We start from the raw sequence: 26395 nt of genomic DNA on the forward strand, positions 1-26395 counted from the left end.
ATCTAAACACTTATTTCGGTAAGCATCCTATTACTTTTGTTTTGTCAATTTTAATCCATCAACACAGCTGCATATTACCGCGGGGAACATTGGCAAAGAAAGTTATATACTACAACCTGACTTATTCGTTCGTATATGAACAGCAAGTGTTCAATATCGGACAGTTACCCATTCAACCAACCACCTATACATCAAAAAATCAGCACTTTATATTTTTGGCGTAGTTGATGATATTCTTTGCTAAACACCAAAATTCAGTCGCAGCATTATAAACGTTATGATCAAAAACTATTTCAAAACCACCTGGCGCAACCTGGTTAAAAGCAAAGGATACAGCGCTATCAATATTGGGGGGCTTACCGTGGGCATGGCTGTAGCGATGCTGATTGGATTATGGGTATACGATGAGCTGACCTTCAACACCTATCATAAAAACTATGATCGCATCGCGCAAGTGATGCAGCACGCCAATTTTAACGGCAAAATAGTCACCCAGAATGCCAACCCGGCATTGATGGGACCGGAATTGAGGGCCAAATACGGAAATGACTTCAAATATGTGGTACAGGCCTCCTGGCAATACAGTCCTTTGCTCGCTGTAGGCGATAAACGGATCACACAAGGCGGTATCTACTTTGAAGAGGATGCCCCCGAAATGCTCAGCCTGCACATGTTGAAAGGAACAAGGGCGGGCCTGCACGATCCGCATGCTATTTTATTATCGGCCTCTGTTGCAGAAGCCCTATTTGGGGAAAGTGATCCGATGGGTAAAACCGTAACAGTAGATCGCAACCAAGAGGTGAAAGTAACCGGTGTTTATGAAGACTTACCCAACAACAGCACGTTCAGCAAGGTCAAGGTGATTCTGCCCTGGTCGTTATGGCTCATCCAAAACCCTTGGGTCAACGACATGGAAAAGCCATGGGGCAGCAACTTCAGCCAAACCTATGTGCAGCTTACCGAACAGGGCGATATGGACAATATTTCCCAAAAAATCAAAACTATAAAATCAGATAACGTAGGAAAGGAGGAAAAGCAAGCCCGGTGGGTTGTTTTCTTACAGCCCATGCGCAAATGGAATTTGTACAATGAATTCCGTGACGGTATCAATACCGGTGGGAGCATCCAATACGTGCGCCTGTTTGGGATCATTGGTAGCTTCGTATTGCTGCTGGCCTGCATTAACTTCATGAACCTGAGCACCGCCAGAAGTGAAAAGCGCGCCAAGGAAGTAGGCATACACAAAACGGTCGGTTCACATCGCCTACAGCTTATCGGCAGGTTTTTCACCGATTCGTATGTAACCGTATTTTTCGCCTTCCTCTTGTCATTGCTCTTGGTAGCGGTGTTCTTACCCGCCTTTAACGAAGTGGCCAACAAAAAAATCGAGCTTCCCTGGCTTAACCCTTTATTTTGGGGCGTCAACCTGCTATTTATATTCATTACCGGTTTGCTGGCCGGCAGTTATCCCGCCTTCTACCTATCATCCTTCCAGCCATTGAAAGTGCTGAAAGGAACCTTTAAAGCCGGCAGATTTGCCTCACTGCCCCGCAAGGTATTGGTCATTATACAATTTACAGTTTCCGTTATGCTGATCATCGGTACCATTATCGTTTACCAGCAAATTCAACATGCTAAAAACCGACCGGTTGGTTACAGCAAAAGTGGCCTGATCAACCTGAACTTCGAAGACGAACTAAGAAAACATTTCGATGCTTTCAGAACCGAACTAAAAAATTCTGGAGCCATTGAAGAAATGGCGGGCTGTGTTCCCATTACAGGTGTATGGAATACCAATGGTGGATTTGATTGGGAAGGTAAAGACCCAGATCTGGCTACCGACTTTCCGAACAACTCGGTATCGTATGACTTTGGCAAAACCGTGCAATGGCAGATCAAGGCGGGCCGAGATTTTTCCAGAGCGATGGCTACGGATTCCATGGCCTTTATCATCAATGAATCAGCTGTCAAGTTTATGGGACTTAAAGACCCGGTTGGGAAAATAATCCGACAGCGTGATAAATCGTATACGATTATCGGGGTGGTGAGTGATCTCCTGCAAGAATCGCCTTACTTTCCGGCACGGCCCACGCTTTATCATCTCGATTCGTATAACGATATGGTGAACCTTGTTGTCAAGCTGAACCCTCAACAGCCTGCCGGTCAATCCATCCGCACCATTGAAAAAGTTTGGAAGAAATATGTCAATGATGTACCTTTTGATTATTCATTTGTAGATGAGTTATTCGCAAGCAAGTTCAATTCCGAAGAACGTATCGGAAAACTATCGTCTTATTTTGCCGTCCTTGCCATATTCATCTCTTGCCTGGGGCTCTTCGGCATGGCCAGTTTTGTGGCCGAGCAACGGACCAAAGAGATCGGCATCCGTAAAGTGCTCGGCGCTAGTGTCTCTAATTTGCTGCGTTTGCTTTCAAAAGAGTTTATACTATTGGTAACCACTTCCTGCATTATTGCCGTGCCCATCGCTTGGTATTATCTCAGCGAGTGGCTCAGCAATTACGATTACCGGATTCATATCAGCTGGCTTGTTTTCTTCGCGGCAGCTGTATTGGCGCTTGTTATTACGCTGCTCACTGTTGGCTTTCAAGCCATTAAGGCGGCAACCACAAATCCGGTGAAAAGCCTACGGAATGAGTAAAACAATGTCGAGCAAATACCACGTTTTCAAGACATGGCATTTGACTACAAAAGAATGAAATCTGAACACTTATTTCAGTAAGCACCCTATTAATTTTGTAATTGCAACTTTTAATAAATCAACACATATGCATATTATAGTAATAGGTTCGGTAGGGAACATTGGCAAACAGCTAACCAAAAAACTGGTCGAAAAAGGACATCGGGTTACCGGTATCGATTACAAAACAGAAAGCAGGAAAATAATAACGGATTTAGGCGCAATTCCTGCTATTGGCGATTTAAACAATGTGCCATTTTTGAACGAAAGTTTTGAAGGAGCCGATGCTGTTTTCACCATGTATCCACCTATTAATTACCTGGAGCCAGATTTGGATATCGTATCTCATTATAAAAGACTTTCCGAAAATTACGCACAAGCCATTTCAAATGCGAAGGTTAAACGTGTAGTCAATCTAAGTTCTGTGGGTGCCCATTTAGCAAGCGGTAACGGCGTTGTAAAAGGCGCGTTCTATGTCGAAAAAATTTTAAATGCATTGCCCCCAGGAATTTCCGTTACCCATATACGTCCCAATTCGCTCTATACCAATTTGTACGGTTATATGCATACCATAAAATCCGAAGGAAAGATATATGCGAGCTTTGGTAGCAAAACCATGCCCTGGACCTCTCCAATAGACCTTGCTGCGGCGGTGGCAGAAGAACTTAGCGAGCGGCATACCACTAAAGCATTTCGGTATATGGCAAGCGATGAACTGACTGGTGATGAAGTAGCAGAAATTATCGGAAGAGCCATTAACATGCCTCATTTAAAATGGCAAATGATCAGTAACGAAGAAGCCATCCATAAATTCAAATCAGCCGGAATGCGCGCAGCCATGGCAGCGGAGGTTGCTGAAATGTATGCGGCGCTGGAATCTGGACTTATGCATGAAGACTTTGAAAAAAATAAGCCTCAGCAAATGGGCAACGTTAAGTTCAAGGATTTTGCTCAAGAATTCGCAGCAGCCTATAAAAAGTATTAAATTCGTAAAATGGCAAAGAAAGCTCCCCTACGATTGAATACCATCCATGACTATCACCGTTTCAGGGGATTACCGATGCCCGAACATCCCTTAATCAGCCTGATTAATTTCTCTGCTATAACGCTAACAGCTGATGAACCTCAAAGCCTTGTCTTCGGCTTTTATACCCTAGCATTGCGGCGCCATTCGGGCGCTGCATTTAAATACGGGCAACAAGAATACGATTACAAGGCAGGAGTTATGCTTTTCATGGCCCCTGAACAAGTATTTGGTATCCAAACCTACAACAACGAGCCGCCCTCCGGCTGGTTATTGATGATACATCCAGACTTTCTTTGGAATACACCACTTGCACACACGATAAAGCAATACGCTTTTTTTGATTATGCGGTTCATGAGGGTTTATGTCTTTCTCAAAAGGAAGAATGTTATATAATTGATCTCCTTAAAATCATACAACGAGAATACCATCATCAGATTGATTCGTTCAGTCATAAAATTATGATCGCTCAGTTAGAACTTTTACTCGCCTATTCAGCAAGATATTACAACAGGCAATTCTTAACGCGCCGCCATGTCCATCATAAACTCGTTACAAAATTAGAAATGTTACTGAACGATTATTTTGAAAAAAGGCCTATTACGGATAGAGCAGCTTTGACCGTCCAACAAGTTGCGGCACAATTGCATGTTTCGCCTAACTATTTAAGCGGGTTGTTAAAGCGCACAACAGGCTTGTCTACGCAACAGCATATTCAAAATAAAATTATAGAAAAAGCGAAAGAAAGGCTCTCGACAACGGATTTATCCGTGAGCGAGATTGCGTATGAATTAGGTTTTGAATATGCGCAGTCTTTTAACAAGCTCTTCAAAAAGAAGACCGACATTTCACCATTAACATTTCGGCAATCGTTTAAGTGAAACTTCATGTAAATTCAAAATTTACTCCATGTTTATTTCGGCGAATTAGCTGGGCCGCAACAGGTAAAAAAACCTTGATTTATGGCGGTAATGAGAACCAACAACGAACGAATCGGCTCATGTCTAAAGAATCACTTTTTTAGGCCGGTCTACAAGCGTGCCGTAGTTTATTATTGTTTGTGTTGCATGTAAGTTTTTATTATTTTTCCTCTATAAATAAGCCCTCAATGGCAGAGGAGAATTAAAACTATGGCAGAATTTTGGGAAGAAACCTTCAAAGACAAACAAGAAATGTGGCGACTGTAACCTGCTTGCTGTGTAGTATTTCATTAAACTTGAATTATCGTAAACTTAAAAAATGTAAACTATACTTGACATTTTGATAAGTTTACTTATCTTTATCAAACATTTTAACTGACGATTATGGTTACAAAAAAGAGTTTTACCAAATTATTCACCTTTCAAAAATACTTGGGCATGGTGATGTCTGTATTTGGCGTGTTGGTTTTGTTGTTTGATCACAAACCCGGGGCCAGTGTTCCCTTAATGATTGGTTTGTTCATGCTATTTACGGCACCCGAAAAAGTAGAAGACGAACGTTCTGTAAGCCTGAAAACTTCCAGTCTTTATCTGGCATTCTTCTTGGCCTACGTCTTTAAACTATTAAGCAGCAACCTCTATTCCCATGGTCTGTTTCCGTTACAACTCACCGAAATCAACCATTTTATTATCTTAGTATTTCTCATAGCCCTCATGAACTATTATTTCAGAATGTACCTTTACAAGTAAAATCCGTACATGATTAACACCATTAAAGTAGAACGAGCAAAACGCAATATGACCCAAGCTGAACTGGCCGAGCAGGTGAATGTATCGCGGCAAACAATCAATTCAATCGAAATTGGAAAGTTTATCCCATCCACCCTGCTCTCTATGAAAATAGCGCAGATTTTTAATACCACGGTCAATGAAATATTTGAACTAGAAGCAAGCGACTGGAAAAAGTAACTCCACTATTTAACTACTTTAACCCGATCTTCGCTAAAAAATTGGCACTTGCCCATCACCCATTTTTCTTAACGCTCATCTCCTGAGGGCGGTCTACAAGCGTGCCGTAGTTTGTAACCATTAATACCTTCATTGGCACGGTTTATACGTCGCAGGTTTAACATGGGGAAGGAATGCCGTTTCTATAAATTTATTGCAAAACAGAACCTATTCCCGCATTCTTGTATTTATGGAAACGCTCGAAATAAAAGTCCCTGCAAGTAAACTCACTTTAGTGAAAGCTTATTTAAAAGAGCTTGGGGTTTCTATTAAAGTAAAAAAGGAACCTAAGCAACCCAATTATGCTATTGAGGGAAAAATTACTACATTAAAGTTAGCGGCTGATTTAACCAGCCACTAACCGATTTACAAAGGATTGTTCGTTCTGATGCTGTTAAAGCTTATTCAATGATCATTTCTCCGGCAAGTAATACGTTTTGTAGGTATCACTTTCAGCAGCCATCTTCAGGAAGATATCCAAGGGTACCACTTCTGTTTCGCCCTTTAGCTTGCTTAAAATGCGCTGTACCCGATCAATGTCATTCCATTCCCGAACATGCAGCGCAAGGAAATAAGGTTTCGTAGCATTCAAAGTGATCAATTCATTTAAATCATCTATCACATCTGCTTCCGGCATGTTTTCATCGAGGTAATAGTCGTAAGAAATAAAAGGTTTACCACTTACTTTTCCAAAGGTGTAAGAAGGTGCGTATCCATTCAACATGCCAATAATATCTGGCATAGCCTTAAAATACTTCTCTACCAGTTTTTTGGGTAGATCATTATTTCCCACCCCCGAGCTACCTTCCGAATAATCCATTGTTTCAAAGACATTTAAATCTAATTTTTTGCAAAGCGTATCCGCAATATGCATCATGGGTTCAAAAAGTTTTTCAGGAATAGCCTTTGGGTACAAGTATCCCGGGCCAGAAAGCGATCCGAAGAAATAATCGTTTGGTGTGGCATTTTCGTAGTAGTATTGCAACAAAACAGGCGCTAACCAATACCAGTTAATGGTTACCTCCCAAGCATAGGGAATACTTCCCCGTTTTGGACTATTCCACGAACCCAAGCCCAAGCCATCGGTTTGCACACAAGTGATATACACCTTCTTCTCCGGCGTATATTTTTTACCCGGTACCAGCTGGTGATTATTTTTAAACTTAAAATCCGGAGAAGGCGGGGTCATACTGGTAAAGCTTAAGTTAGGAAAAGTGTTCAAGCCCTCGACCCTTAAGCCATGACTAGACGTTAAGGTAACGTAATTCCGTTCCAGATCTTTCCCATAGCTATGCCATCCCATCACCATAGCGAAAGGTTTCATACAAGCCATGATCGAGTCGGCCAGGTAATATTCGCCTTTTGCTTGGGGATCTGTTGAAAGATCGGCAAAGAAAGCCTTTTTGGCCACTCCAAAATCTGCAATACCCGGCATGATCTGATCGCCGGTATTCCCGCCCATCCACACGATGTAATCCTTACTGCATCGCGGCGCGTAAGTCTGGTAAGCCCAACGGAAAATAGCCTCATCAGATTGCCCATTAAATTGGCCAGAAAAATCCTTAACCAAGGGCAGCTTATATTTTTGCATCAAGGGCACCATATCAGGCGTTACCACCACGGCATCTTCCAAGCCTGCCACCGTAAAAGCTACGCAGAGAGACGATCGGGAATCCCTATCCCAAACGATATAACCTTTCAATTGCTCAGCAAATTGTGCCAAGGCCTGATCTGCCGATGCCAACTGTTCAAAATCATAATCCAAGCGTCTTTCATAAAAGCCGCGCAACGAATTGCTCTCCTTATATTCCCAGTCGGCCGGATAATCCAAATACAATTGTGCCTTTTCCCTGTTCACCAATCCCTGCAGGCTTACAAAGAAGGCATTATCCGCAACGCCGCCCTTCAGCTTCCAATCGTTTTTCATTTGGTGCACATATGCCTTTTTCGCCCCTATTTTAGCAAAATAGTATCGTGTAGGTTCAGACCGCCCCTTTCTATAATGCAGTACCTGCAGGTTATGACCATCGGGCGACAATTGATATGCATTACGATGTTCCATTTCCATTACACCCTGAGAAACCTTCACGGGATACTGGTTTTGGATGGCAAAGCTTAGCGGACCATTACCCGCAACATATGCTGCCGAACCCTTCGTACCCGGCACATAGTTTACACCCATAAAATTTTCATAAGGCCAAACCCTGTTATGGATGGCATAGGGTTGTTTCTTCCCATTCAGCGGTACCACATATGCATCTATATGCGGTTCCTTGGACATCCATTTCCACGAAACCGAAAGCGAATCCTGTTTTTGTTTCAGTATCAACTCACAACCAGAAAAATAAGGCAGGTAGTTGCTGGAATCTTTTACCAGACGCCAGGTTCCGGTTAACTTATCCGACAGCGTTTGCGCCTGTAATTCCGTGCCGGCCAAGTTTATACTTAAAGCAGCTATTGCCCAGATTAATGCTATTTTTTTTATTTCAATTTTCATTCTTTCTGCTGTGTTTCCTATTCCGTATAATCCGGGTTCTGTTTCATATTACCGTTAGCATCCATTTCGGCTTTAGGTATCGGCGCAATACGTCGGTAATCGCTAAATACCAAATCTTTAACCGCATAATTACCGCCCTTACGGTGTAAATCAAGCTGTAGTCGGTTTAAATCCAAGAAGCGATCGCCCTCAAACGCAAATTCTTTTCTACGTTCCTGGATAATCAGTTCCAGCAGTTCATCTCCGGAAGCAGCAGTCGTAAAAGCAGGGTCACGTTCTGCCATCCAAGTAGACAAAACAGCTTTGGCCTGTTCATCCTTTCCCAGCCGGGTATTACATTCGGCAGCGATGAGGTACATTTCAGAGAAGCGCAGCACCTTTTTATTATCGAAGTTCCCGGTATAATTTTTATATTTCTGCACCAGCACCGCATTCGGCTCACCCTGTTCGCGGGCACCTTCTTTAAAAAGTCCTCTTCTAACATCCGTTGCGCTATACAAGCCATACAAGGTTTCGTTGGCCAGCAGATCGCCAGCACTATTCTGGTTATAAATACAAGCCAGCTCATTAAACGAAATATTTGAAACCTCATCTGCATCCACCTCAAATAACGTTTCCTTCTTTACATCAGCCCCATGGTAAGTACCGTCTGCCCAGTAGCTTAGCAGTTCATCTTTAGCAACCAGTTGGAAACCACTGTTATTGATTACATCATTTGCTACAGCCAAGGCCTTTTCGAAATCGCCCATGTACAACCATACCTTAGCTTGAAGGGCCTTTGCCGCGTATAATGAAATCCGTGCAGAACCGTGATATACCGGTTCGCGTGAGATTGCCTGATCTAAGTCGGCCAAAATCTGCTCATATACCTCAGCGACAGTATTCCGCGCCGGTTTCAATGCCGGATCGTACGTTAAGACAATGGGTATACCTAAAGCCTGCGGACTTTCGGTATATGGCCGTGCAAATATTCTAACCAAGTTAAAGTACATCAACGCACGCAAGGCATAAGCTTCACCCTTATCAGAGCGCACGCTTTCATCATCCACAGGTGCATTAATGATGTTATTGACCCTTAAAATGGTGTTGTAAGACATATTCCAGATTCCGCTGAAATCGCCATTATTGGCAAAGACCGTATAATTGTCGAAAGCCACATATTTACCACTATTTTTTATGGAGGTAAAGGCATTGTCTGCATAGAGGTCGCCAAAAACAGGCAGGGTACGTCCATAGAGCGAAACATCCCTTAAATCTGCGTAGGCGCCATTTAGTGCGATGGCAATGTCCGATGCATCATCCAACGCATCTTCAGGTGTTACCGAAGTATAAGGTTTCTGATCTAAAAAGTTTTTGGAACATGCCGAGACCAAGAAGCCCAAGAAGCCCAGCAAGAAGATCTTTCTAGCTTGTTTTAATATGCTATTGCTATTCATATCTATAAAATGCTAATTATTACAAACTCAAGTTAAAGCCAACGGTATAGGTTTTCGGGATATACACCTCATAATTACTACTTCCCGTAACAGACATTTCCGGATCAAAGGGCAGATTTTCATCCTTTACCCATGTCCAGAGGTTTGTACCTCTTACATAAATCCTGGCAGAAGCGATATGCAGTTTAGCTAAAACAGCAGCAGAAAAAGTATATCCCAGTGTCAGGTTCCGTAGGCGGATGTAGTCATCTTTATAGAAATAGCGGCTTGACAAAGAGTTAGAAGCCATATTTCCACCATAGACATATTTAGGCACATTAGTAACCTGGCCGGGTTCCGTCCACCTATCCATTTGTGATGCCACCCTATTAAACGTTGGGTTAGCTCCATCAGACTGTGTATACTTCGCATATTTGTCCATCACTAGGTTACCAAAGTTATAGTATAAGAGTCCTTCCAAGCTCCATCCCTTATAAGAGAAAGTGGAGCCAAAACCACCGAATACTTTTGGCGAGGCCGAGCCAATAATCGTATATTTTGATTCGTTATAGTTACTCGTTGTTTCTTGCAGTGATTCATCTTTATACCACAGTGGATTTCCATTATCCGGGTCTACACCTGCCCATTGAGGTACATAGATCGATTGGAAATCTTCCCCTTCCCGTCTAATAAAATTACCCGATATTTGGTCTTCGCCATTCACCAGGCTTAGAATTTCGTTTTTATTATGAGAAATATTAAAGTTAGCATCCCATTTAAAGTCGCCCGCCATAACAGGTGTTCCCGAAATAGCCAGTTCCATCCCTGTGTTTTTCATCGACCCGATATTATTGGAGAAACTAGCGAATCCGCTGGTAAGTGATAGCGGCTGCGCCATCAATAAATTCGTTGTTTTACGCGCATACCAATCGAAAGTCACGTTCAGGCGCGCATTCAGTAGCGTAGCATCGAAGCCGATATCTAGGGGTTTATTAATTTCCCAGGTTAAGTTATTGTTTCCCACGACGATTGGGGCACTACCATTTTGGCCGAGGTAAGTGTATGCCGAAGCATAGGCGTATAAGGGGCGCCAGTTGTAATCACCTATACCTGCGTTACCATTTACACCATAGGATGCCCGCAGCTTAAGTTGATCGAACACGTCAAGCTGTTGTATCCAATTTTCGTGTTCCATATTCCAGGCAGCGCCTACTGACCAAAAATTACCATAGCGATTATTTGCGCCAAAGCGTGACGAGCCATCCCTACGGAAGCTTGCCGATGCCACAAATTTATTATCCCAAGTAAAATCGGCAATACCCAACCACGAAACAAAAGCATAATTGCTATTATTTCCGACAACACTTTTATAGGTAGACGCCGCAGAGGGCACTTGAATATCCAATGTTGGTACCATACCCAGCACTTGCACGGAGTTAAGGTACATATCGTTTTTTTGCGCCTCATAACCCGCTTTGATATTTGCATGAAGCAGGTGTTCTTTATTCAGCAAGTCGGCATCGTAAGTAAACATATTTGTCCACACCCAGTTGAACAAGCGCGTATTGGCCCGGTAAGCTCCGCCATCCTCATTTACATAGGCACCATAGAAAGGGTTAAAATAACGGTCTTCCTCCACATAATTAAAATCGATACCATATTTAGAATTAAAAGACAGTCCGGGTAAGATTTTAAAATCGGCATAAACACTTCCCACCCCTTTCAGGATTCCCACATCACGGTTATCCATTTCGGCAATGGCCACTGGGTTATTGATACCAGAGACGGGAAAATCAGGAGCCGTAATATTCGGTGATCCATCCGCGTTGCGTGGCGAATACATAGGCAGCAGAAAGTAGGCCGAAAGTACCGGGTTATCATCCGCACCACCATTGCTCGGTCCGGCCTGAGCAGTATGTGATATCATCAAGTTAGAACCCAAAGATAAGCGTTTACTTACCTCTTGCGTATTGTTGACATTCAGGGAATAGCGTTTAAACGAAGAAGCCAACACCACTCCTTCCTGGTTAAAATACCCACCTGAGATATGGTATTTAGATTTTTCGTTTCCACCATCCACCGATAAGTTCAGCTGGTCCTGGTTGCCGGTTCTGCTAATCACATCTATCCAATCGGTATTTACGCCATTATTGCTCCGATAAGTTTTATCCACATAATCGCCCACATTCGCTGCCGTCAGGTTATTCAATGACACCATACTTGCATTATTCAGCAATCCTTCCGCCATCAATTCTTTCCATTGGGCTGTATTAAGCGGTTGGTTTTCCTCATTCATCCACCCCTTATACGATGCGCCAATTTCCGCATCCAAGCGAACCACTGCCTTTCCCGCCTTTCCCTTTTTTGTCGTAATGATGATTACCCCGTTAGCTGCGCGCGAACCATAGATGGAAGAAGCCGAAGCATCTTTCAATACCGAAATATTATCAATATCGTCCGGGTTTAAGCCCGCCAAAGTATTGGAGGTTGTAGCGGTCTGCGTAATGTTTCCCGTATTGATGGGGATACCATCCACCACAAATAAAGGTGCCGAGCTAGCCGATATAGACCCGATGCCCCGGATGCGGATATCCTGAAAAGCGCCCGGTTGCCCACTGCCACCAACCGACTGCAAACCTGCCACCCTTCCTTGCAACATTTTATCTACTGAAGCATGCGGTTCATTTTCTACCACTGCACCAGAAACGGTACTAATGGCGCCAGACACTGCCGATCGTTTTTGTGTACCATAAGCTGTAACCACTGTTTCATCCAAGGCCACCAAGGAAGGCATTAAACCGATGCTAAAGCCATCGGCCGTTTTACGTATCGCGGCATCACCCACAGTCAGTACCCCCTCGCCCAATTGTTCTATTTTTTCCAGCGCAATTTCAATGGGGCTATATCCAATAGAAGAAAACTGCAACACCGCATTTTCAGGCAGTGCCCCTATGTGAAAGCGCCCATTATCATCACTGGTAGTACCCTGGCTTGTATTTTTCACTTTGATAGCAGCAAAAGCAATTGGCTGTTGTGTTTCGCGGTTCACCACCACACCCGTTAACGCGTGCTGTGCCCTAACGGTTGTTGTAGCTACCGCTTCCGTTTTAGTAGCCGCTTGCGCCCGCTCCAACATAATGGTTTTATTTACCAAGCGGTATTTCACCGGTTGGTCTTTCAGCACCACATTCAAAAAATCCTGCAAAGGCATATCCTGTGCATTTACGGTTATTGTTTTAGCACCAACAAGCATAGACTGATTGCCTAGGAATTCATAATCTGTTTGCTGTCGTACTTCTTTCAATACTTCCATCAAGGTTAGGTTCTTTCCTTTTAAGGAGACCCGTTGTGCATAAGTGGCCGCACTGAGCGGTAAGCAGCAGCAGAAAACGAAGAGGGCTTGCAAACTCATCATTTTTACGATATAAGATTTTATCATTAGATTTGTGTAGTTTGGTTTAAACTCATTTTATTTGTTTATGCTCAATAGATAAATATTTTAATTCCAGACTGTTAGGAGGGTGCGGGAACACTCTCCTTCTTTTTGTCATTGCGTAGTGGTTATGTTTCCATTTTATGTCGTTTAATGTTTATACTCTATTCATTATTCCCTGTTTTATTTTAAAGCCTTAGCGATGACCAGCCTTCGGTTTCCTTCTAATCTGTAAGCCAGCCCATTGGCTTCCAACATATTCAACACGGTGGCAATATCTGCGTTGGCGTGTGTTCCGCCAAAGAAAGTGAGTTCTTCGATTTTCCCTTCGTATACCACCTCCAGATCATACCAGCGCGACATTTCACGCATTACCTGTTGCAAATTTTTATTATCAAAGGCAAAGCGACCACTTTTCCAAGCCAGCACCTGTTGCATGTCTGCTTTCCGCTTGCTTAATTTCCCTGCTTGCCATACCACCTCTTCATCGGGGTGCAGTTCCTGCACCATGTTGTCTGCCTTTACTCGTACCTTTCCATTTAATAAGCTGGTTTTCACCGCAGGTTCATCTGCGTAAGCATTGACATTGAAAGCCGTTCCGAGCACTTCCACCTCCTGGTGCTGCGTGCGCACCATAAAAGGTTTATTTTTTTGTTGGCTTACCTCAAAAAAGGCCTCACCATCAAGCTCAACCACCCGTTTTTCATTGGGTTTAAACTGCGCTGCATACCTGAGTTTTGTTGCCGCATTTAGCCACACCTTTGTTCCATCCGATAAAATTACGGTGTAGCGCCCGCCCTTAGGTGTGCGGATCTCCATAAATTGATCTTCGCTTTGCTTATTTGACACCGGCTTACCATTTGTATAAAGCACTTGCCCATCGTTTACTTTTATGGTACCAGCGGCACTATCCAGGATAAAGCGCTTGCCATCATCAAAGGACAAGACAGCCTTATTTCCCACCACTGTTCCGAGCAGCAGGCGCTGGTCATTTTCCTTGTTCTGTTGTTTATCATGCTTGCTAAAAAAGAACAAGCAGCCCAACACTAAAACCATGGAAGCTGCTGCGGCATAAGGTATCAATCGCGAAACATCTTTTCTGCCCAATACGCCTATTTTTCTTTTCCTTTTATACTTATCTTTTCCAAGCGATGCCCAAATACGCTGCTTCAGCGCTGCCCCCATCTCTTCCTCCTCCTGTTCATTCCAGGGTTTTACCGCAATTTCCTCCTTATCAAAGCGTTCATACCACGTATTCAGCTCCTCCAGTTCTGCTTCTGTAGCTGTATTTTGGTGCACTTTCTCCAACAGTTGTAAAATCCTTGTATTCGCTCGATCCATTTTTTAACCTTGTATATATAGGCAGTCACTACAAAAAGAAAAAGGTGCTATACAAAAGCACCTTTTTCTTAAAAAAAATTACAGGACTTTAAATATCGAGGTGTTTATTTGAAAATTCACGCCTTAGGGTAGTCAAGGCCTTCGTTAAATGTTTCTTAACCGTACTTATTGCAATATGCAATTTATCAGCTATTTCCTTGTGCGAAAGTTCCTCCAATCGGCTCATTACAAAGACGTCCCTGCATTTATCCGGCAAGGTATTCGTTACATCATCAATGCTCTGTCTTAATTCCTTTCGCTGTAGCAGGTGATCGGGCTGCATGGGTTGTTTTTCTGGTTCGTATGCTTTTTGCTCCAAGAAGCGTTCGCGCATCAGCATGTCACGATAAACGTTATAAACTTTATATTGAACAGCACGTTTCAGGTATGCTAGGAGCGAAACCTCCAATTGAATTTCATACCTTCTGGCATATAAACTGATGAAAACTTCCTGTACAATTTCTTCTGCCGTTACCGTTGACTTGACTCGCTTATAAGCCGCATAGCATAATACCTTCCAATAACGGTCATAGATTTCATTAAAGGCAGCTTCATCATCTAAAACCATCAAGTGGAACAATTCCCGATCACTTTTATCCTGTAGGTTAGGCATAACGCACACTTATTACAGCCAAAAATAACATAATGCTAGGAAAATCATGATTTTTATATAAAAAAAATAAAAAAAACACCAAAAGCATAGCAATATTACCCAAGTCGAAGCATAAAATGTATTTTTTCAAAAAAAAAGCTCGAAAGGTAGCATTTTTTGACGCAACCTGATATTATTTAGGAAAGAAACGAAAAAACAATAAGCCCATAACCGCCATCAACAAACCGTAAAGCCACCACGGTAAAGCTGTTCTACTTTTTTTTGCCTTTTGTGTTTGATTTACCTGCTCTTGGGCTAATTGCTGTTGTGCAGCTGTGTGCTGCAGGCGGTATTGTGCGCTATCAACCCGTTGCTCTCGTGAAGTCTGCTGCCCCTTAAGCTGTATCCATGCTTCATCTGCGCTTAAGCTGCTATCCGGACGCACATGCACATTTCCCTTTAACCACCAGACGGCATCGTAGGCTGATTGACCGCTGCGGGCAGAACGATTAACATGGTATCTCGTTAAACTGGAATCACTATAAACGTTCTGCGCGGTACGTATAGCCTCACTGCTCGTATATTTTAACTTATGAGCGGTACAGGCCACCAGAAGGCCCATACCGAAAATTAAGTAGCATCTGCTCATTGTCCGCGCTCCTTCCCCATCCAATCGGCCACCGCATATAAGCTCTTGATGGGCCGCCGCTTGCGGTATACCCCGTCGCCTTCCCGGCTACCGCTATCATTGGTATTACCTTCTACCGTGATCACTTCCTTTTCGCCCCATTGGTCGATAAAGCCACAGTGGGCAATGCGTTTGAGGGAGGGGAAGTAGAGGCCAAAGATAGTTGCCAGTTGCGCGTTGCTAGTTGTGCGTGAAGCCTTTTTAGTTGCGCGTTGCCAGTTACGAGTTGTGAGGGGATTGCCTTGCTTCCATATGAGTTTATCATTTGGGAAGAGGCTGGCGGCCCAAGCCGTTCGGGGGTTTTCCACGCCAGCTTGCCCCAGCACCCAGCAAACAAAGGCTGCACACCAGGCATTGCCTTTGCCGAGGCCCGTATAGCGCAGGTATGCTTCTACCTGTGGGCCGTCGTTATGGCCGGTAGCTTCGCGTACGCCGACCTGGCTATCGTAAATGGCTTTGACTTGCTGGCGCAAAGGTGTTTGCGAAGCGGCACACGGCACATCTACTAACGTAATGTTGTTCGAATGCTCCGTCGAAAAGGCGATTAACAAGCTTACTGCTATGATGAGCAGGAGGCTTATTATAAGTAAAGTTTTCATATCAATTTCTTTTTAAATGTTCTTTATTGATTTTTATTAATCCTTTCTTCTTGATTTTTATTCATGTTCTTTATTCTTGATAATAAAGAACCAAACAATCAAGGCTGTGCAGGCTACGTTGCATCTGTTTGCAAAGTATCCATGGCGCGTATTGCAGCCGCTTCGCTTCCTCAATACGCTTGGTATACTGCAAATTGAACGGTTCTGCTGATACTTTGCTGCTCGATGCTGCCGTATCCTTCAAGGCCGGTCTACAAGCGTGCCGTAGTTTGTAACCATTAATATCTTCATTGGCTCGGTTTATACGTCGCAGGTTTAACATGGGGAAGGAATGCCGTTTCTATAAATTTCTTGCAAAACAGAACCTATTCCCGTATTTTTGTATTTATGGAAACGCTCGAAATAAAAGTCCCTGAAAGTAAACTCACTTTAGTGAAAGCTTATTTAAAAGAGCTTGGGGTTTCTATTAAAGTAAAAAAGGAATCTAAGCAACCCAATGCTACTACCCTAGCTGCTATGAATGAATTAAAAGCAGGTAAAGGAAAAAAATTCAATAGTGTGGACGAATTATTTAACAGCTATGATTTAGCCTAATGTTTGAAATTGTTACCTCAACCAAGTTTCTAAAAGACCTAAAACTTCTCAAAAAACGTTCTACCAAAGACCTAAAATTATTGCAAGACCTCTAGGCACCCACTCCGACTTATTTTAATTTCAGTGAACTGTTGCAGACGAGCTACACTATCGCCGCCAGTGCCGATATGAAAGCATAAAGCAAAGCCAAGAAGAACCCCAGATAAAAGCTTATTTTCTGCCATGATAAGAGGGATTTAAAGTTCCGCTCAAAATGTTCTGCGGCATACTCGCCCAAGAATGGCCAATTTTGGTGCAGCACCCAAAGGCAGAGCTGTACAAAGCTGAGTACGGCAATAGCAGCAATGAGCACTGCGCTTAATATACCGTAGTCAATAGGTGCTGCCGTGACGTCCACCAGACGGATGAGGGGTTGGTAGCAGAGATAAGCCAGAATACTGGCCAGTAAAAGAGTTGTTAACAGGTATTTTCTGTAAATGATGATGAAGTTTTCCATTGTCGTTGTTCGATTTTCGTTACTCGTTGTTCGTTATTGGTTATTGGTTGTTGGTTGCCTCCGTGTGAGGTAGGCAAGTTTGATGTTAATTAAGCAACCGGACCCTCGGGGTCCGGTTGGATGGGCGTTACAGGTTGGTATCCTGACCAAAGGTTTTCACTTCGGTGTAGCGGTTACCCGGTGTATCTACCATGGAAATCCTAAAGGATACTGTATTGTAATCCTCGTTGTCTACCGTAGCGGTATAAAACCATTCTATACCTTGGTTATCTACGCTTTCGGCATAACCACTTTCTATCACCGTACCATCGTCATCTAGTATTTCAACCATCACTTCCGTTACCATGAGTACATCCTTAATGAGGATGGATAACAAATCGCCCACTACTCCGGTATAAGCTCTATCGTCCAGACGTCTTACTACTGGTGGCGTAAAGAAGTCCTTGACGGCTACGTTATAGGCTGTTTGGTTAACATTAGCCTTTGCTTGATAGGCTGCCTTCAATTCGGGATCTGCTATTGCCTTACGAGCATAAAGCGAAGCATCCAGGAAACGGTTTTGTACCTGCAGCTGCACATCGGTGAAAAGCTTTCCATCCTTACGCTTTCTAGGTTTGCGTGCGATAATGGTTTGATCGCCCCGCTGACGGAATACCAACATTTTGCCTACCCGACCGCTTGCTCCTGCCATTACTTCGTTGTCAAATGATTTTGCCATGATCTTAAAAATTTAAAAGTTAAAAAATCTGTTTATGTAAGCTGTTCCGGGTACCCAATCGTCTGACTTACAAGAGCAAAGGTTAGCAAAATAATTTATAAATCAATGGTTATCAATGTGTTGCGAATGATTATGAAGGTTATTGAAGCCTGTTGAAGGATTATGAAAATTTATATTTCGTTTATTTCGCGCTTTCTCTGTTTTACAAGGAACTCACGCTGCTTTACGGCGCTACCAGAAAATTAATCAAGAACTCTTATCTCTTAGCTGCTTGTTTGCTTTTTGTTGGGTATTTGTTATGCTTAGAAAGGGCTTAGACATAGCTTGGCAAGGAATTTTATTGGGTGGTGCTTCGCTATTTGTAGGGTATTTGTTGTGCGGTTCTTGTCCCGTTGTTGTGAGATTGTTATGTGGTTGTTGGGTATCTGTTGGGTTATTGTTATATTAACCTATAACGGTTGTTAGGTAATTGATAGCTAGTAAGCCGCTATGCATAACGACTTACTTTTTATTATCCATTTCACAGCTCCCCAGTTCTTCTTATTGCGTCCAGCACTTCATTTTCCAGGTAAACATCCTTACCATCCAGCTTATAGGGTTTCAGGATTTTCTTCTTTTTGAGGTAATATAATTTGGTATCGCCAATTTTCAGCATTTGCTTCACATCAGCATTGTCTAAGATGCGGGGAGTTGCGGCTAACGGTGCAGGTTGGTTTTGCAGCTGCCGTAAAATATCGGGCAAATTGATAATTGCCTGAAGCATTTGCTTCACTAAGGAAATCAGTTCGTCAATTTTGGTTTGCATCATGGTTTTTAATTGGTTTTTGGTATGTTTTGAAATATATGTAAGTTTGTTCAGTACAAACAAAATATAAACATGATATAAAAAAAAGAATTTAAATATATAACATATTTAGCGACAGCTATTTACCTCGTCATCTAAATCTGAGAAATTTACAACTACACGAAGGAAGAATAGACTGATCGCTCGCGCATGCGGGCATCAGTTTCTACGTGTAGTACCATCTCAGAGGTCTGATGACGGGATTCTAGATGACCCGCTATTTTTTGGCCCTTCTCTTATGCTAACCACTAACGATTTCATCCTGCTCCCTCTTGAACATCATGGCTTTAGTCCTGCATTTTTAAAATGCTGTAAAGCCCATCATTTTTACACCCTGAAAGATGTTATCGATTTAGGGGCAAAGCACATCATTCAATCTCCTGCATTTACGGCAGGTTTCTTCGATGAGCTATCCTCTTTTTTACAGCAACATCGATTGCTATACCTTTTGGATTTAGCAGACCGGCAGTAGCTACCATAGGTTTTCCTTCACAAAATCGCGTATGGCCTTTGCATATTCTGGCCCAATTAAAATATGGCTGCTCACGCCATCCAGAATAATTTTGCTTTCCTGGACTTCCCGAATCAGCCACTTGTTTACCAAGAAGGAACGTTCGACCATCATGAAGTCATCCTCCCCCAGCTTCCGCTTAAATTCTTTTAATGTTTTCCGGGTTTCTACCTCCCCTTTAAGCGTTCCTATGGTACACGTATTGCCCTTAACCTGAACGTATTGAATATCATGAAGATCTATCTTGACTTCTTTTTTGGCCTTTGCATCCCTTACAAATATATAGGGCTGTGCTACCTTTACTGCTCTTTGCCCTATCCCGGTAATTGCCTCAAGTGCCCAACTTACTGCTTGTTTCAACCGATCATAGGCAATAGGCTTAGACAAAAAGTCGATGGGATGTGTTGTAAAACTTTCGCAGGCAAACTCTTTATAATACGTTTAAGTTTTTTACGTTCATTGCCTTAGTTATTAGCGGTGTAGGTTTACTGGGACTGGTATCGTTAATGGCTGTTCAACGCGTAAAAGAAATTGGTGTCCGTAAGGTTTTAGGTGCATCTGTAAAAAATATTGTGATGCTCTTTTTAAAAGATTTTATCTTATTGATACTAATTGCCTTTATTATAGCAGTACCCATTGCTTGGTATGCCATGTATAGCTGGTTGCAAGAATTTGCCTATCAGATTACAATTTCACCCTTATATTTTATTGTGGGATTACTGTCCACTTTTTTTGTTGCAGGAACAACTGTTTTTATCCGTAGCTTCATTGCTGCTACAAACAACCCCATTAAAGCAATAAAAGAGGACTAACGTGTTTACACACCCCGAACCATCTTGTTTCCGCATGAGATAGGGTAGTTGGGCCTCCGCTACACACATAATATAATTAAAGTGGCAAATAAAAATAGAAGGTGCTTCCCATGCCCGGTTTACTTTCCAGACCGATTTCACCTCCTTGTGCCTCGATGAACTCCTTGCTTATAGCAAGACCCAGTCCCGTTCCTGTTCGGTTACTTCCAGGTACTTGAAAATAACGTTCAAAAATACGCTGCTGATAACGGTTGTCAATTCCCTTCCCATGGTCTTGAACACTGAAGCATATTTTTTCTTTTTTCAGCGTTATGCCAACGATGATGTCACCCTGTTCTGGCGAATACCTAATAGCATTGCTGAGAAAGTTGGTTAGTACCCAAGCCACCTTCTCCGGGTCTGCCTTGATCAATGGAAGATGCTCTTGCATGTCTATTCGAACATGAAGGTGTTTGCTTTCGGCGGCAATGTGGGTAGCATCAACAGCATAGCTAATCATCTCATGTGCATTGCATTGTCGAATGTTAAGCTGTATATTGCCCGTTTCTACCTGCGACATATTCAACAATTCACCGGTAATACGTAGCAGTCGGTCACTATCTTCTCCTATACTTTGTAGAAGGTTTTCCTGCTCCTGATTCAGTTTGCCCGTTGTTTCGTTATGCAGCAATTGTAAGCCCATCTTGATCGAGGCGATAGGTGTCTTCAGTTCATGTGAAACCGTAGCTATGAAATTAGTCTTGGCCAAATCCAACTCACGGAAAGGAGTAATATTCCGTAGGAGTATAACTGAACCGATAAACTGTTCATCCTTTTCTCCGGTTGGAACAATATTAATCGGGATCAGTTCTTGTTCAAAAAAACTTTCTTTTCCATCGGCATATATGCGAATGGTTCCGGTTCTTGGTTTTTCTAAAGCAGGATCGTTACATAGGGAGCGAAGGAGGTCATTCTGTACCGCTAGTTCTGATATCCTTTTTCCTAAGATATCTTCCCGGTTCAAGCCAATGATTCTGAATGCTTCGTCATTGGCAAAAAGTACGATCTGCTGCTCATCCAACCCAATAACGGGGTCATGCATGTTGTTGATGAGTGTCTCAATACGCTTTTTTTCCATCAGCAGGCGGGACAGATTACTTCCGGCATACTCTTCTAATTTTTCTGCCATTGTATTAAATGAGCTAGCCAGTTCGCTGAATTCGCTGTGTCCATCTAGATGTACACGTTGCCTGTAATTTCGGTCAGTAATTGCTTTGATACTGGCCGTCAGTTCGGCAATGGGATTGGCAATATTTCCTGGAAGGTTGACCAATAACACAAAAGCAATTAAAAAGCAAAGAGCACCGGTGGTACCGATCCACAAATTTGCATTTTCAGAAGTTTGCATAGCCGAAGCGCTTTTTCGGGATATGGCTTGCATATTCAACATCATGATATCCAAAATATCCTGACGAATAAGTGGATAAAGTAAGGTATTTTCCTTATTGTTTGCCAACTGCCCAAAATGTATTGTCAGATTTTCTGTAGCCTTCTTTTCACCTTTTTCTGTTACATTGATACGCTGTTTGGCAAGATTTTCTTCGAACAATTTAATAGCAAGGGAATCGTTCCGAAAATGATCCAACTCTCTCAACATATTTCTGGAATACGTAAGGGTATTATAATTAGCCTTTAAAATCAGCTCCGTATCTTTTTTCATTTGCTGAAGATTCCAGATGCTAATAGCCGATAGCGTGACGATCAGCAGGAATAGGAGTCCCACCCCTAAAGTCAGTTTTGTTTTTATTTTCATCTATTTATCTTTTATTTATAGCTGATGAGCGCTCGACGGGAATAATTATCGTCCTGTGTGACAATATGATTTCCATCTCGGTTTCAGTGGAATAAATTTGTTCTTTTATTGGCATTGAAGCTTGCATGAGTTGAACTTATTCAAATTGGTAAAGGCCAACCTATGTTCTTCAATGGCGATTATGACGATAGTATAATCAGATCGATACTGTCTTTTGATAATTGTTTCAGTAAATGTTTTAACATACTTCCTGCCCGTATAAGACGGAAAAAACTGAACCGCGGCTTGCCAATACATACCGTAGTCACATGATATTTCAACACCAAGGATAAGCGTTTGCAGAAGCAGATTAAAGGGTATGAAACCGCGCTAAAGGCATTGGGATACCAATACGACCAGCTGCAACGCAAAATCGACGATAGCGTAGGTAAAAGTTATTATAATGATAGTGAGGCCGCTATTGCCAACCTGCAACAACAGATTAAAAACCTAGCAGCCGCAAGGGACGCAGAAAGCAAGAAAAAGAAAAAGGATCAGTCGGCGATAGATGGATATAACGAGGCGATCATAAACGCCCAGAACGCCATTGAGGACATCAATAAATCGGTAAGCGAGCAATTATTGCAGACCAATTTCAAGCAGTTGTCTGATAATATCGCCAATGCTTTACTGAGTGCATTCGAGGCAGGAGAGGATGGCATTAAGGCCATGGACGACACGTTTGACCAGTTCATCAAAAATGCCTTGGCGAATTCACTTAAGCTGAAACTGATCGAGCCGCTTATCAAGAACATGACCGATGACCTAACAAAATACATGATGGGCAATGATCAGTCGTTGGCTGGGTACGATTTTACCGGATGGAGACAGCAATTGGAAGATGCCGGAAAAGACTTCTCTAGCGCATTAGATGAAGCCTATAAAGGACTTGGATTGGAAAAAAGTGGCAACAGTTCAGGTAGTGATGGCTTGGCAGGTACAATAGGACGCTCCATCACCGAAGATACCGCAAACAAGTGGATGGGAGTTCAATTGAACATGTACACAATTGCCAAGAACCATTATGCGGAGGCTTTAGTGCAGACCAAATTGCAGCAATCTTACTTAAGCATTGCCACAAGGAACTTAGATGCTGCTTTGGGAATAGAAAGAAACACGGCGGCGACGGTATCGGAACTAAAGAACGCAGTAGGGTACCTGACAACAATTGCCAACAATACAAAACAGGGAATGTCGGGGAGGGACAGCGGTCGATGAAAGGATTTTGCTTTATAACCTGGCTTGAGATTGCGAGGAACGAAGATGGTGCTATTATCTCACAAGAATGGCATACGCGTGACGCTTGGGGAGATGTAGGATATAATTAGATAACATCCCATCCTTATAATCCTATAAGGTGTTTTTAAGTTACAATTGCATAATTCAAATCAGAATACCGTACAGTTATTTTAGGTAATTTTTCTAATGGTATGTCAAATGTACGGGAATATCTGGTAGGAACAGTTTTGCCAACAATAGCTTTTTGATAAAAGTTATCGTAGCTCAATAGTTTACACATCTTAGATTCACCATATTCATTGCGATAACAAAAGATTTTTCCTATGTCATCATTTTTCAATTCAAAGACACTTTTTTCTTCGTTAGGAAATACATTTGTAACTTTCCTTATTTTACGTTCCGTCATTGTTTTTTAGTCAACAACCAGCACCATTGCTAGTCAAACGTAAAGGTAGGTATAAATTACGTGTCCAGGTTACAATACGTTTGTGTTGAGTTATTCGAGGTCTGGAAATAAGTATTCAAACATATCAGAAGCTTGTTGTACCGTTGTTTCGTGATTATCGTTGTTGTTATTCATAATAATATAAACACTGCTTTCAATATCGTTGAAATGTGTAAAGTTTTCATCTCCAAAAGTGTTTTCCATTGCTCTTTTATAAACCCTAAACCTCTTCGTGTTTGACTTGCTTTCTTCTTTTTGGGTTGAGGGGTCGTAACTGTTTGATCCCAAAAAACCAAAATTCGCAAATTTGTCACGTTCCAGTATGTATAGCATTATCTGCAAGCATGTGCCAACAATTTTTGAGCATTTCTTTTCTCCGGTAAGTATGTTGAATCTTTTAGGACTATTTTTTAAACGCTTTGGATAATATTTAATAACATAAATGTTATGATTGTATTTTTCAACCTCGACAATATAAATATGTCCTTTATTGCGTTTCGATACAGGATCTGTTCGGAATGTGAATGTGAGTAATCTTTCAAGGTATGGCCTACCATTTGGTATCTGGTTTCCAACCTTTTGGAAATGATAACTACCGTCAAACATTAAGGCACAAGGTACGCGTACGCTGAACATCTAGAGGATTTTAGGTCATCCGATGTTCTTTTTGATAGATTTATAGTCTGCCTTTTGCTTTTTAACGCACTCATAGGTGCATCTAATGTGACAACTGTATCATACTGCAATTTTAGTGATTTACCACTTATAGTTGCTGGTTTTAATATATGTCCCATATTATGAGGTGTGTAGCATTGTTCAACTTTACAAACATAATACAATTCAATAAGTTTTCAACAAAACGTACAAAAATTTTTGTACAATTCTACAGAGAGGTTACAAATATAGTGCCTACCTTACACCCCATGACACCCAAGCAACAAAACCAAAACCCACACATTTTATTGCGTGGGTTTCGTGAGTTTTTACCTTTAGCATTGAAAGGTGAAGCAAATATACAATAAAAATAGCAGTGAGATCTAAGGATTTAGGAGATTGTTTACCAACGATTCTAATTTAGGAAAATATTTAGTGAACACCTCGTGAGCTATAGCGACTATTGAAGGCCAAACACCGTCAAGTATTTTTTCTCCTGTATGCTGAAATAAAAAACCAAGTATTTTATCTCTAAAACTATTCTTCCCCAGAAGAACAGCATCCTTTAATTGATTTATTGCTTCTTTTATTTCTTGAAGTGATTCAGTATAACCATTATGTGGCAACGCATCTATTATGCTGTTCAGCTGACGGTGAATAGAATCGGACTCATCTTTTGAAAACAAATCTTGCCTTACATCTACACCAAATTCCATTAGAACACCATACAATTGATATAAAGCCTCCTCGATATAGTCTAAAATTTGCCCTGATTCATTAGAAGAGCTATTCTTTAAATCGGTCTGGTAATTCGCAAATATTGAAATTATCTTTGTAGTTACAGCTATCCTGTCAGAAGATGGTATTTTATAAATTGACGACTTTAGCTTATCGATCCAATCACTTTCTGTGCGAATTCCAACAGCAACGTTTCTAATAGCTACACGACCACCAAAAACATCATTAAAAATATATTCTGCTTTGTTTTGTATTATTCTGGGAAAGTTTATTTCCGGAATCTGAATAGTTAACATAATATGGAATTTTAGTTTATAATTGCTACCTTTTTTGCCACCTGCATTAAAAAGTAAAAGGTAACTAACTAGTTAACAGCCAATTACCTTTTTAATAAGCGGAGAGTGAGGGATTCGAACTATCCTTGTAACTCTTTGATTTAATATCTTTTATAAGTTCCGTTTTTACGAGGTCTCGCTAGGGTCTCGCAATACTGTTTTCTTATATTCCCTATTTCGTTTTGCTATACAAATATACTGAATAAACCTGTCTTTTTCACGGATAAGTAGCATTATTTGAGATTGTTAGTTGGCTGTTTTTTAGCTATGTAGGATAGTTTTAGTATATTCGTTGTACCAATCGCTTATTACGAATAAATAACTTCATTATGGATAATAAAGAACTATTCACGGATAAAATCACGAAAGGCAATCGTACTTATTTCTTTGATGTAAAAAGGTCAGAAAATGGTGGTTTGTATCTTTCATCGACGATGGCTTCGAAAAATACAAGATATTGATCTTTGAAGAGGATATCAAAGACTTCAAAAAAGGCTTTAACCGTGCTGTCAAAAAATTGGAAAAGCTTACCGATCTGGAAAGTGACAAGAAAAGTTATACTTTGGACGATATCCGCGAACAGCATCCACAAGCTTATTTGCCATGGTTGCCCGAAGATGATGAAAAACTGGAAGCTTTGTTTTGTGAAGGAAAGACTGTCAAGGAACTGGCCAATATCTTCCAACGTAAAGAAGGTGCTATTACATCACGGATTAAGAAGTTGGAACTGAAAGAAAAGTACAGCTAATTATCTGTTATAGAGCTGCTTTAATTTCCTCTTTGTCCAAGCCTAAATATTCACAGACTTCCTCTATACTAAGCAATTGGTGAGCTTGCTTGCCTCGTATTTTTTTAACCGTATTGTATATACGTAAACTCTGCCGGTAGCTCTTGCCGGTGATACGAGATATGTCCTTCGGATA

General features: G+C 41.7%; 28 protein-coding genes. 12 read left to right on the plus strand and 16 right to left on the minus strand.

What is annotated here, in order from left to right:
- Nucleotides 1-277: 277 nt before the first annotated feature.
- From ABD930_RS12555 to ABD930_RS12580, 6 genes are all read left to right on the plus strand, one after another.
- The gene (locus ABD930_RS12555; protein ID WP_345232075.1) at nt 278-2659 is read left to right on the plus strand and encodes an ABC transporter permease; all 2382 of its coding nucleotides are present in this window, start codon (nt 278-280) and stop codon (nt 2657-2659) included.
- Between the two features lie 127 nt (nt 2660-2786).
- Nucleotides 2787-3683: an NmrA family NAD(P)-binding protein gene (locus ABD930_RS12560; protein WP_345232076.1), complete on the plus strand. Its 897-nt coding sequence runs from the start codon at nt 2787-2789 to the stop codon at nt 3681-3683.
- A gap of 9 nt (nt 3684-3692) precedes the next feature.
- Nucleotides 3693-4604 (plus strand): helix-turn-helix domain-containing protein, encoded by a 912-nt coding sequence (locus ABD930_RS12565; protein WP_345232077.1) that lies wholly within the window; start codon nt 3693-3695, stop codon nt 4602-4604.
- Nucleotides 4605-5027: 423 nt separating this feature from the next.
- On the plus strand, nt 5028-5393 hold the full coding sequence (locus tag ABD930_RS12570; RefSeq protein WP_345232078.1) for a hypothetical protein: 366 nt from the start codon (nt 5028-5030) through the stop codon (nt 5391-5393).
- A 9-nt stretch (nt 5394-5402) separates the two neighbouring features.
- Nucleotides 5403-5612: a helix-turn-helix transcriptional regulator gene (locus ABD930_RS12575; protein WP_345232079.1), complete on the plus strand. Its 210-nt coding sequence runs from the start codon at nt 5403-5405 to the stop codon at nt 5610-5612.
- 229 nt (nt 5613-5841) lie between these two features.
- Nucleotides 5842-6012, plus strand: a complete 171-nt coding sequence (locus tag ABD930_RS12580) for a hypothetical protein (protein ID WP_345232080.1) — start codon at nt 5842-5844, stop codon at nt 6010-6012.
- Between the two features lie 51 nt (nt 6013-6063).
- Here ABD930_RS12580 and ABD930_RS12585 read toward each other — a convergent pair whose 3' ends face one another.
- The 8 genes from ABD930_RS12585 to ABD930_RS12620 form a co-directional block, all read right to left on the minus strand.
- On the minus strand, nt 6064-8148 hold the full coding sequence (locus ABD930_RS12585; protein ID WP_345232081.1) for a GxGYxYP domain-containing protein: 2085 nt from the start codon (nt 8146-8148) through the stop codon (nt 6064-6066).
- A gap of 17 nt (nt 8149-8165) precedes the next feature.
- On the minus strand, nt 8166-9584 hold the full coding sequence (locus tag ABD930_RS12590; protein ID WP_345232082.1) for a RagB/SusD family nutrient uptake outer membrane protein: 1419 nt from the start codon (nt 9582-9584) through the stop codon (nt 8166-8168).
- A gap of 19 nt (nt 9585-9603) precedes the next feature.
- Nucleotides 9604-13002 carry a TonB-dependent receptor gene (locus ABD930_RS12595; protein ID WP_345232083.1) on the minus strand — a complete coding sequence of 1133 codons (3399 nt, stop codon included), beginning with the start codon at nt 13000-13002 and terminating at the stop codon, nt 9604-9606.
- Nucleotides 13003-13179: 177 nt separating this feature from the next.
- Nucleotides 13180-14337 (minus strand): FecR family protein, encoded by a 1158-nt coding sequence (locus ABD930_RS12600; RefSeq protein ID WP_345232084.1) that lies wholly within the window; start codon nt 14335-14337, stop codon nt 13180-13182.
- Nucleotides 14338-14425: 88 nt separating this feature from the next.
- Nucleotides 14426-14989, minus strand: coding sequence for an RNA polymerase sigma factor (locus ABD930_RS12605; RefSeq protein WP_345232085.1), 564 nt, complete (start codon nt 14987-14989; stop codon nt 14426-14428).
- A 172-nt stretch (nt 14990-15161) separates the two neighbouring features.
- Entirely contained in the window at nt 15162-15617 is a 456-nt protein-coding gene (locus tag ABD930_RS12610) for a hypothetical protein (RefSeq protein ID WP_345232086.1), read from the minus strand.
- Entirely contained in the window at nt 15614-16255 is a 642-nt protein-coding gene (locus ABD930_RS12615; protein WP_345232087.1) for a C40 family peptidase, read from the minus strand. The genes ABD930_RS12610 and ABD930_RS12615 overlap by 4 nt, the downstream gene beginning before the upstream one ends.
- Nucleotides 16256-16325: 70 nt before the next feature.
- The gene (locus ABD930_RS12620) at nt 16326-16577 is read right to left on the minus strand and encodes a hypothetical protein (RefSeq protein ID WP_345232088.1); all 252 of its coding nucleotides are present in this window, start codon (nt 16575-16577) and stop codon (nt 16326-16328) included.
- Nucleotides 16578-16642: 65 nt separating this feature from the next.
- On the opposite strand from ABD930_RS12620, the gene ABD930_RS12625 reads away from it, so the two are divergent.
- On the plus strand, nt 16643-16849 hold the full coding sequence (locus ABD930_RS12625) for a hypothetical protein (RefSeq protein ID WP_345232089.1): 207 nt from the start codon (nt 16643-16645) through the stop codon (nt 16847-16849).
- Nucleotides 16850-16991: 142 nt separating this feature from the next.
- Here the strand turns inward: ABD930_RS12625 and ABD930_RS12630 are convergent, their stop codons facing one another.
- The 3 genes from ABD930_RS12630 to ABD930_RS12640 all read right to left on the minus strand — a co-directional run bounded on the left by ABD930_RS12630 (nt 16992) and on the right by ABD930_RS12640 (nt 18871).
- Nucleotides 16992-17345, minus strand: coding sequence for a hypothetical protein (locus ABD930_RS12630; RefSeq protein WP_345232090.1), 354 nt, complete (start codon nt 17343-17345; stop codon nt 16992-16994).
- Between the two features lie 127 nt (nt 17346-17472).
- Nucleotides 17473-18063 carry a hypothetical protein gene (locus ABD930_RS12635; RefSeq protein WP_345232091.1) on the minus strand — a complete coding sequence of 197 codons (591 nt, stop codon included), beginning with the start codon at nt 18061-18063 and terminating at the stop codon, nt 17473-17475.
- Between the two features lie 520 nt (nt 18064-18583).
- A complete protein-coding gene (locus ABD930_RS12640; RefSeq protein WP_345232092.1) occupies nt 18584-18871 on the minus strand; it encodes a hypothetical protein in 288 nt (95 codons plus the stop codon).
- Nucleotides 18872-19145: 274 nt separating this feature from the next.
- Here ABD930_RS12640 and ABD930_RS12645 point away from each other — a divergent pair, with 274 nt between their 5' ends.
- Nucleotides 19146-19379, plus strand: a complete 234-nt coding sequence (locus tag ABD930_RS12645; protein WP_345232093.1) for a hypothetical protein — start codon at nt 19146-19148, stop codon at nt 19377-19379.
- Here ABD930_RS12645 and ABD930_RS12650 read toward each other — a convergent pair whose 3' ends face one another.
- Nucleotides 19380-19805 carry a LytR/AlgR family response regulator transcription factor gene (locus ABD930_RS12650; RefSeq protein ID WP_345232094.1) on the minus strand — a complete coding sequence of 142 codons (426 nt, stop codon included), beginning with the start codon at nt 19803-19805 and terminating at the stop codon, nt 19380-19382.
- A 71-nt stretch (nt 19806-19876) separates the two neighbouring features.
- Between ABD930_RS12650 and ABD930_RS12655 the strand changes: the two genes are divergently transcribed.
- Nucleotides 19877-20230 (plus strand): ABC transporter permease, encoded by a 354-nt coding sequence (locus tag ABD930_RS12655; RefSeq protein WP_345232143.1) that lies wholly within the window; start codon nt 19877-19879, stop codon nt 20228-20230.
- Nucleotides 20231-20306: 76 nt separating this feature from the next.
- Here ABD930_RS12655 and ABD930_RS12660 read toward each other — a convergent pair whose 3' ends face one another.
- The gene (locus tag ABD930_RS12660; protein WP_345232095.1) at nt 20307-22022 is read right to left on the minus strand and encodes a HAMP domain-containing sensor histidine kinase; all 1716 of its coding nucleotides are present in this window, start codon (nt 22020-22022) and stop codon (nt 20307-20309) included.
- Between the two features lie 336 nt (nt 22023-22358).
- On the opposite strand from ABD930_RS12660, the gene ABD930_RS12665 reads away from it, so the two are divergent.
- Nucleotides 22359-23279 carry a hypothetical protein gene (locus ABD930_RS12665; RefSeq protein ID WP_345232096.1) on the plus strand — a complete coding sequence of 307 codons (921 nt, stop codon included), beginning with the start codon at nt 22359-22361 and terminating at the stop codon, nt 23277-23279.
- 145 nt (nt 23280-23424) lie between these two features.
- On the opposite strand, the gene ABD930_RS12670 is transcribed toward ABD930_RS12665, so the two are convergent.
- From ABD930_RS12670 to ABD930_RS12680, 3 genes are all read right to left on the minus strand, one after another.
- Complete coding sequence (locus tag ABD930_RS12670) at nt 23425-23706, minus strand: hypothetical protein (RefSeq protein ID WP_345232097.1); 282 nt, start codon at nt 23704-23706, stop codon at nt 23425-23427.
- 90 nt (nt 23707-23796) lie between these two features.
- Nucleotides 23797-24351: a hypothetical protein gene (locus ABD930_RS12675; protein ID WP_345232098.1), complete on the minus strand. Its 555-nt coding sequence runs from the start codon at nt 24349-24351 to the stop codon at nt 23797-23799.
- Nucleotides 24352-24782: 431 nt separating this feature from the next.
- Entirely contained in the window at nt 24783-25433 is a 651-nt protein-coding gene (locus ABD930_RS12680) for a hypothetical protein (RefSeq protein WP_345232099.1), read from the minus strand.
- A 368-nt stretch (nt 25434-25801) separates the two neighbouring features.
- Here ABD930_RS12680 and ABD930_RS21875 point away from each other — a divergent pair, with 368 nt between their 5' ends.
- Nucleotides 25802-25933, plus strand: a complete 132-nt coding sequence (locus tag ABD930_RS21875) for a DUF3276 family protein (RefSeq protein WP_425571132.1) — start codon at nt 25802-25804, stop codon at nt 25931-25933.
- The gene (locus tag ABD930_RS12685) at nt 25930-26220 is read left to right on the plus strand and encodes a hypothetical protein (RefSeq protein ID WP_345232100.1); all 291 of its coding nucleotides are present in this window, start codon (nt 25930-25932) and stop codon (nt 26218-26220) included. Before ABD930_RS21875 ends, ABD930_RS12685 begins: the two co-directional genes overlap by 4 nt.
- Nucleotides 26221-26395 lie beyond the last annotated feature (175 nt).

Source organism: Olivibacter ginsenosidimutans (assembly GCF_039542865.1).
Taxonomy (GTDB): Bacteria; Bacteroidota; Bacteroidia; order Sphingobacteriales; family Sphingobacteriaceae; genus Olivibacter; species Olivibacter ginsenosidimutans.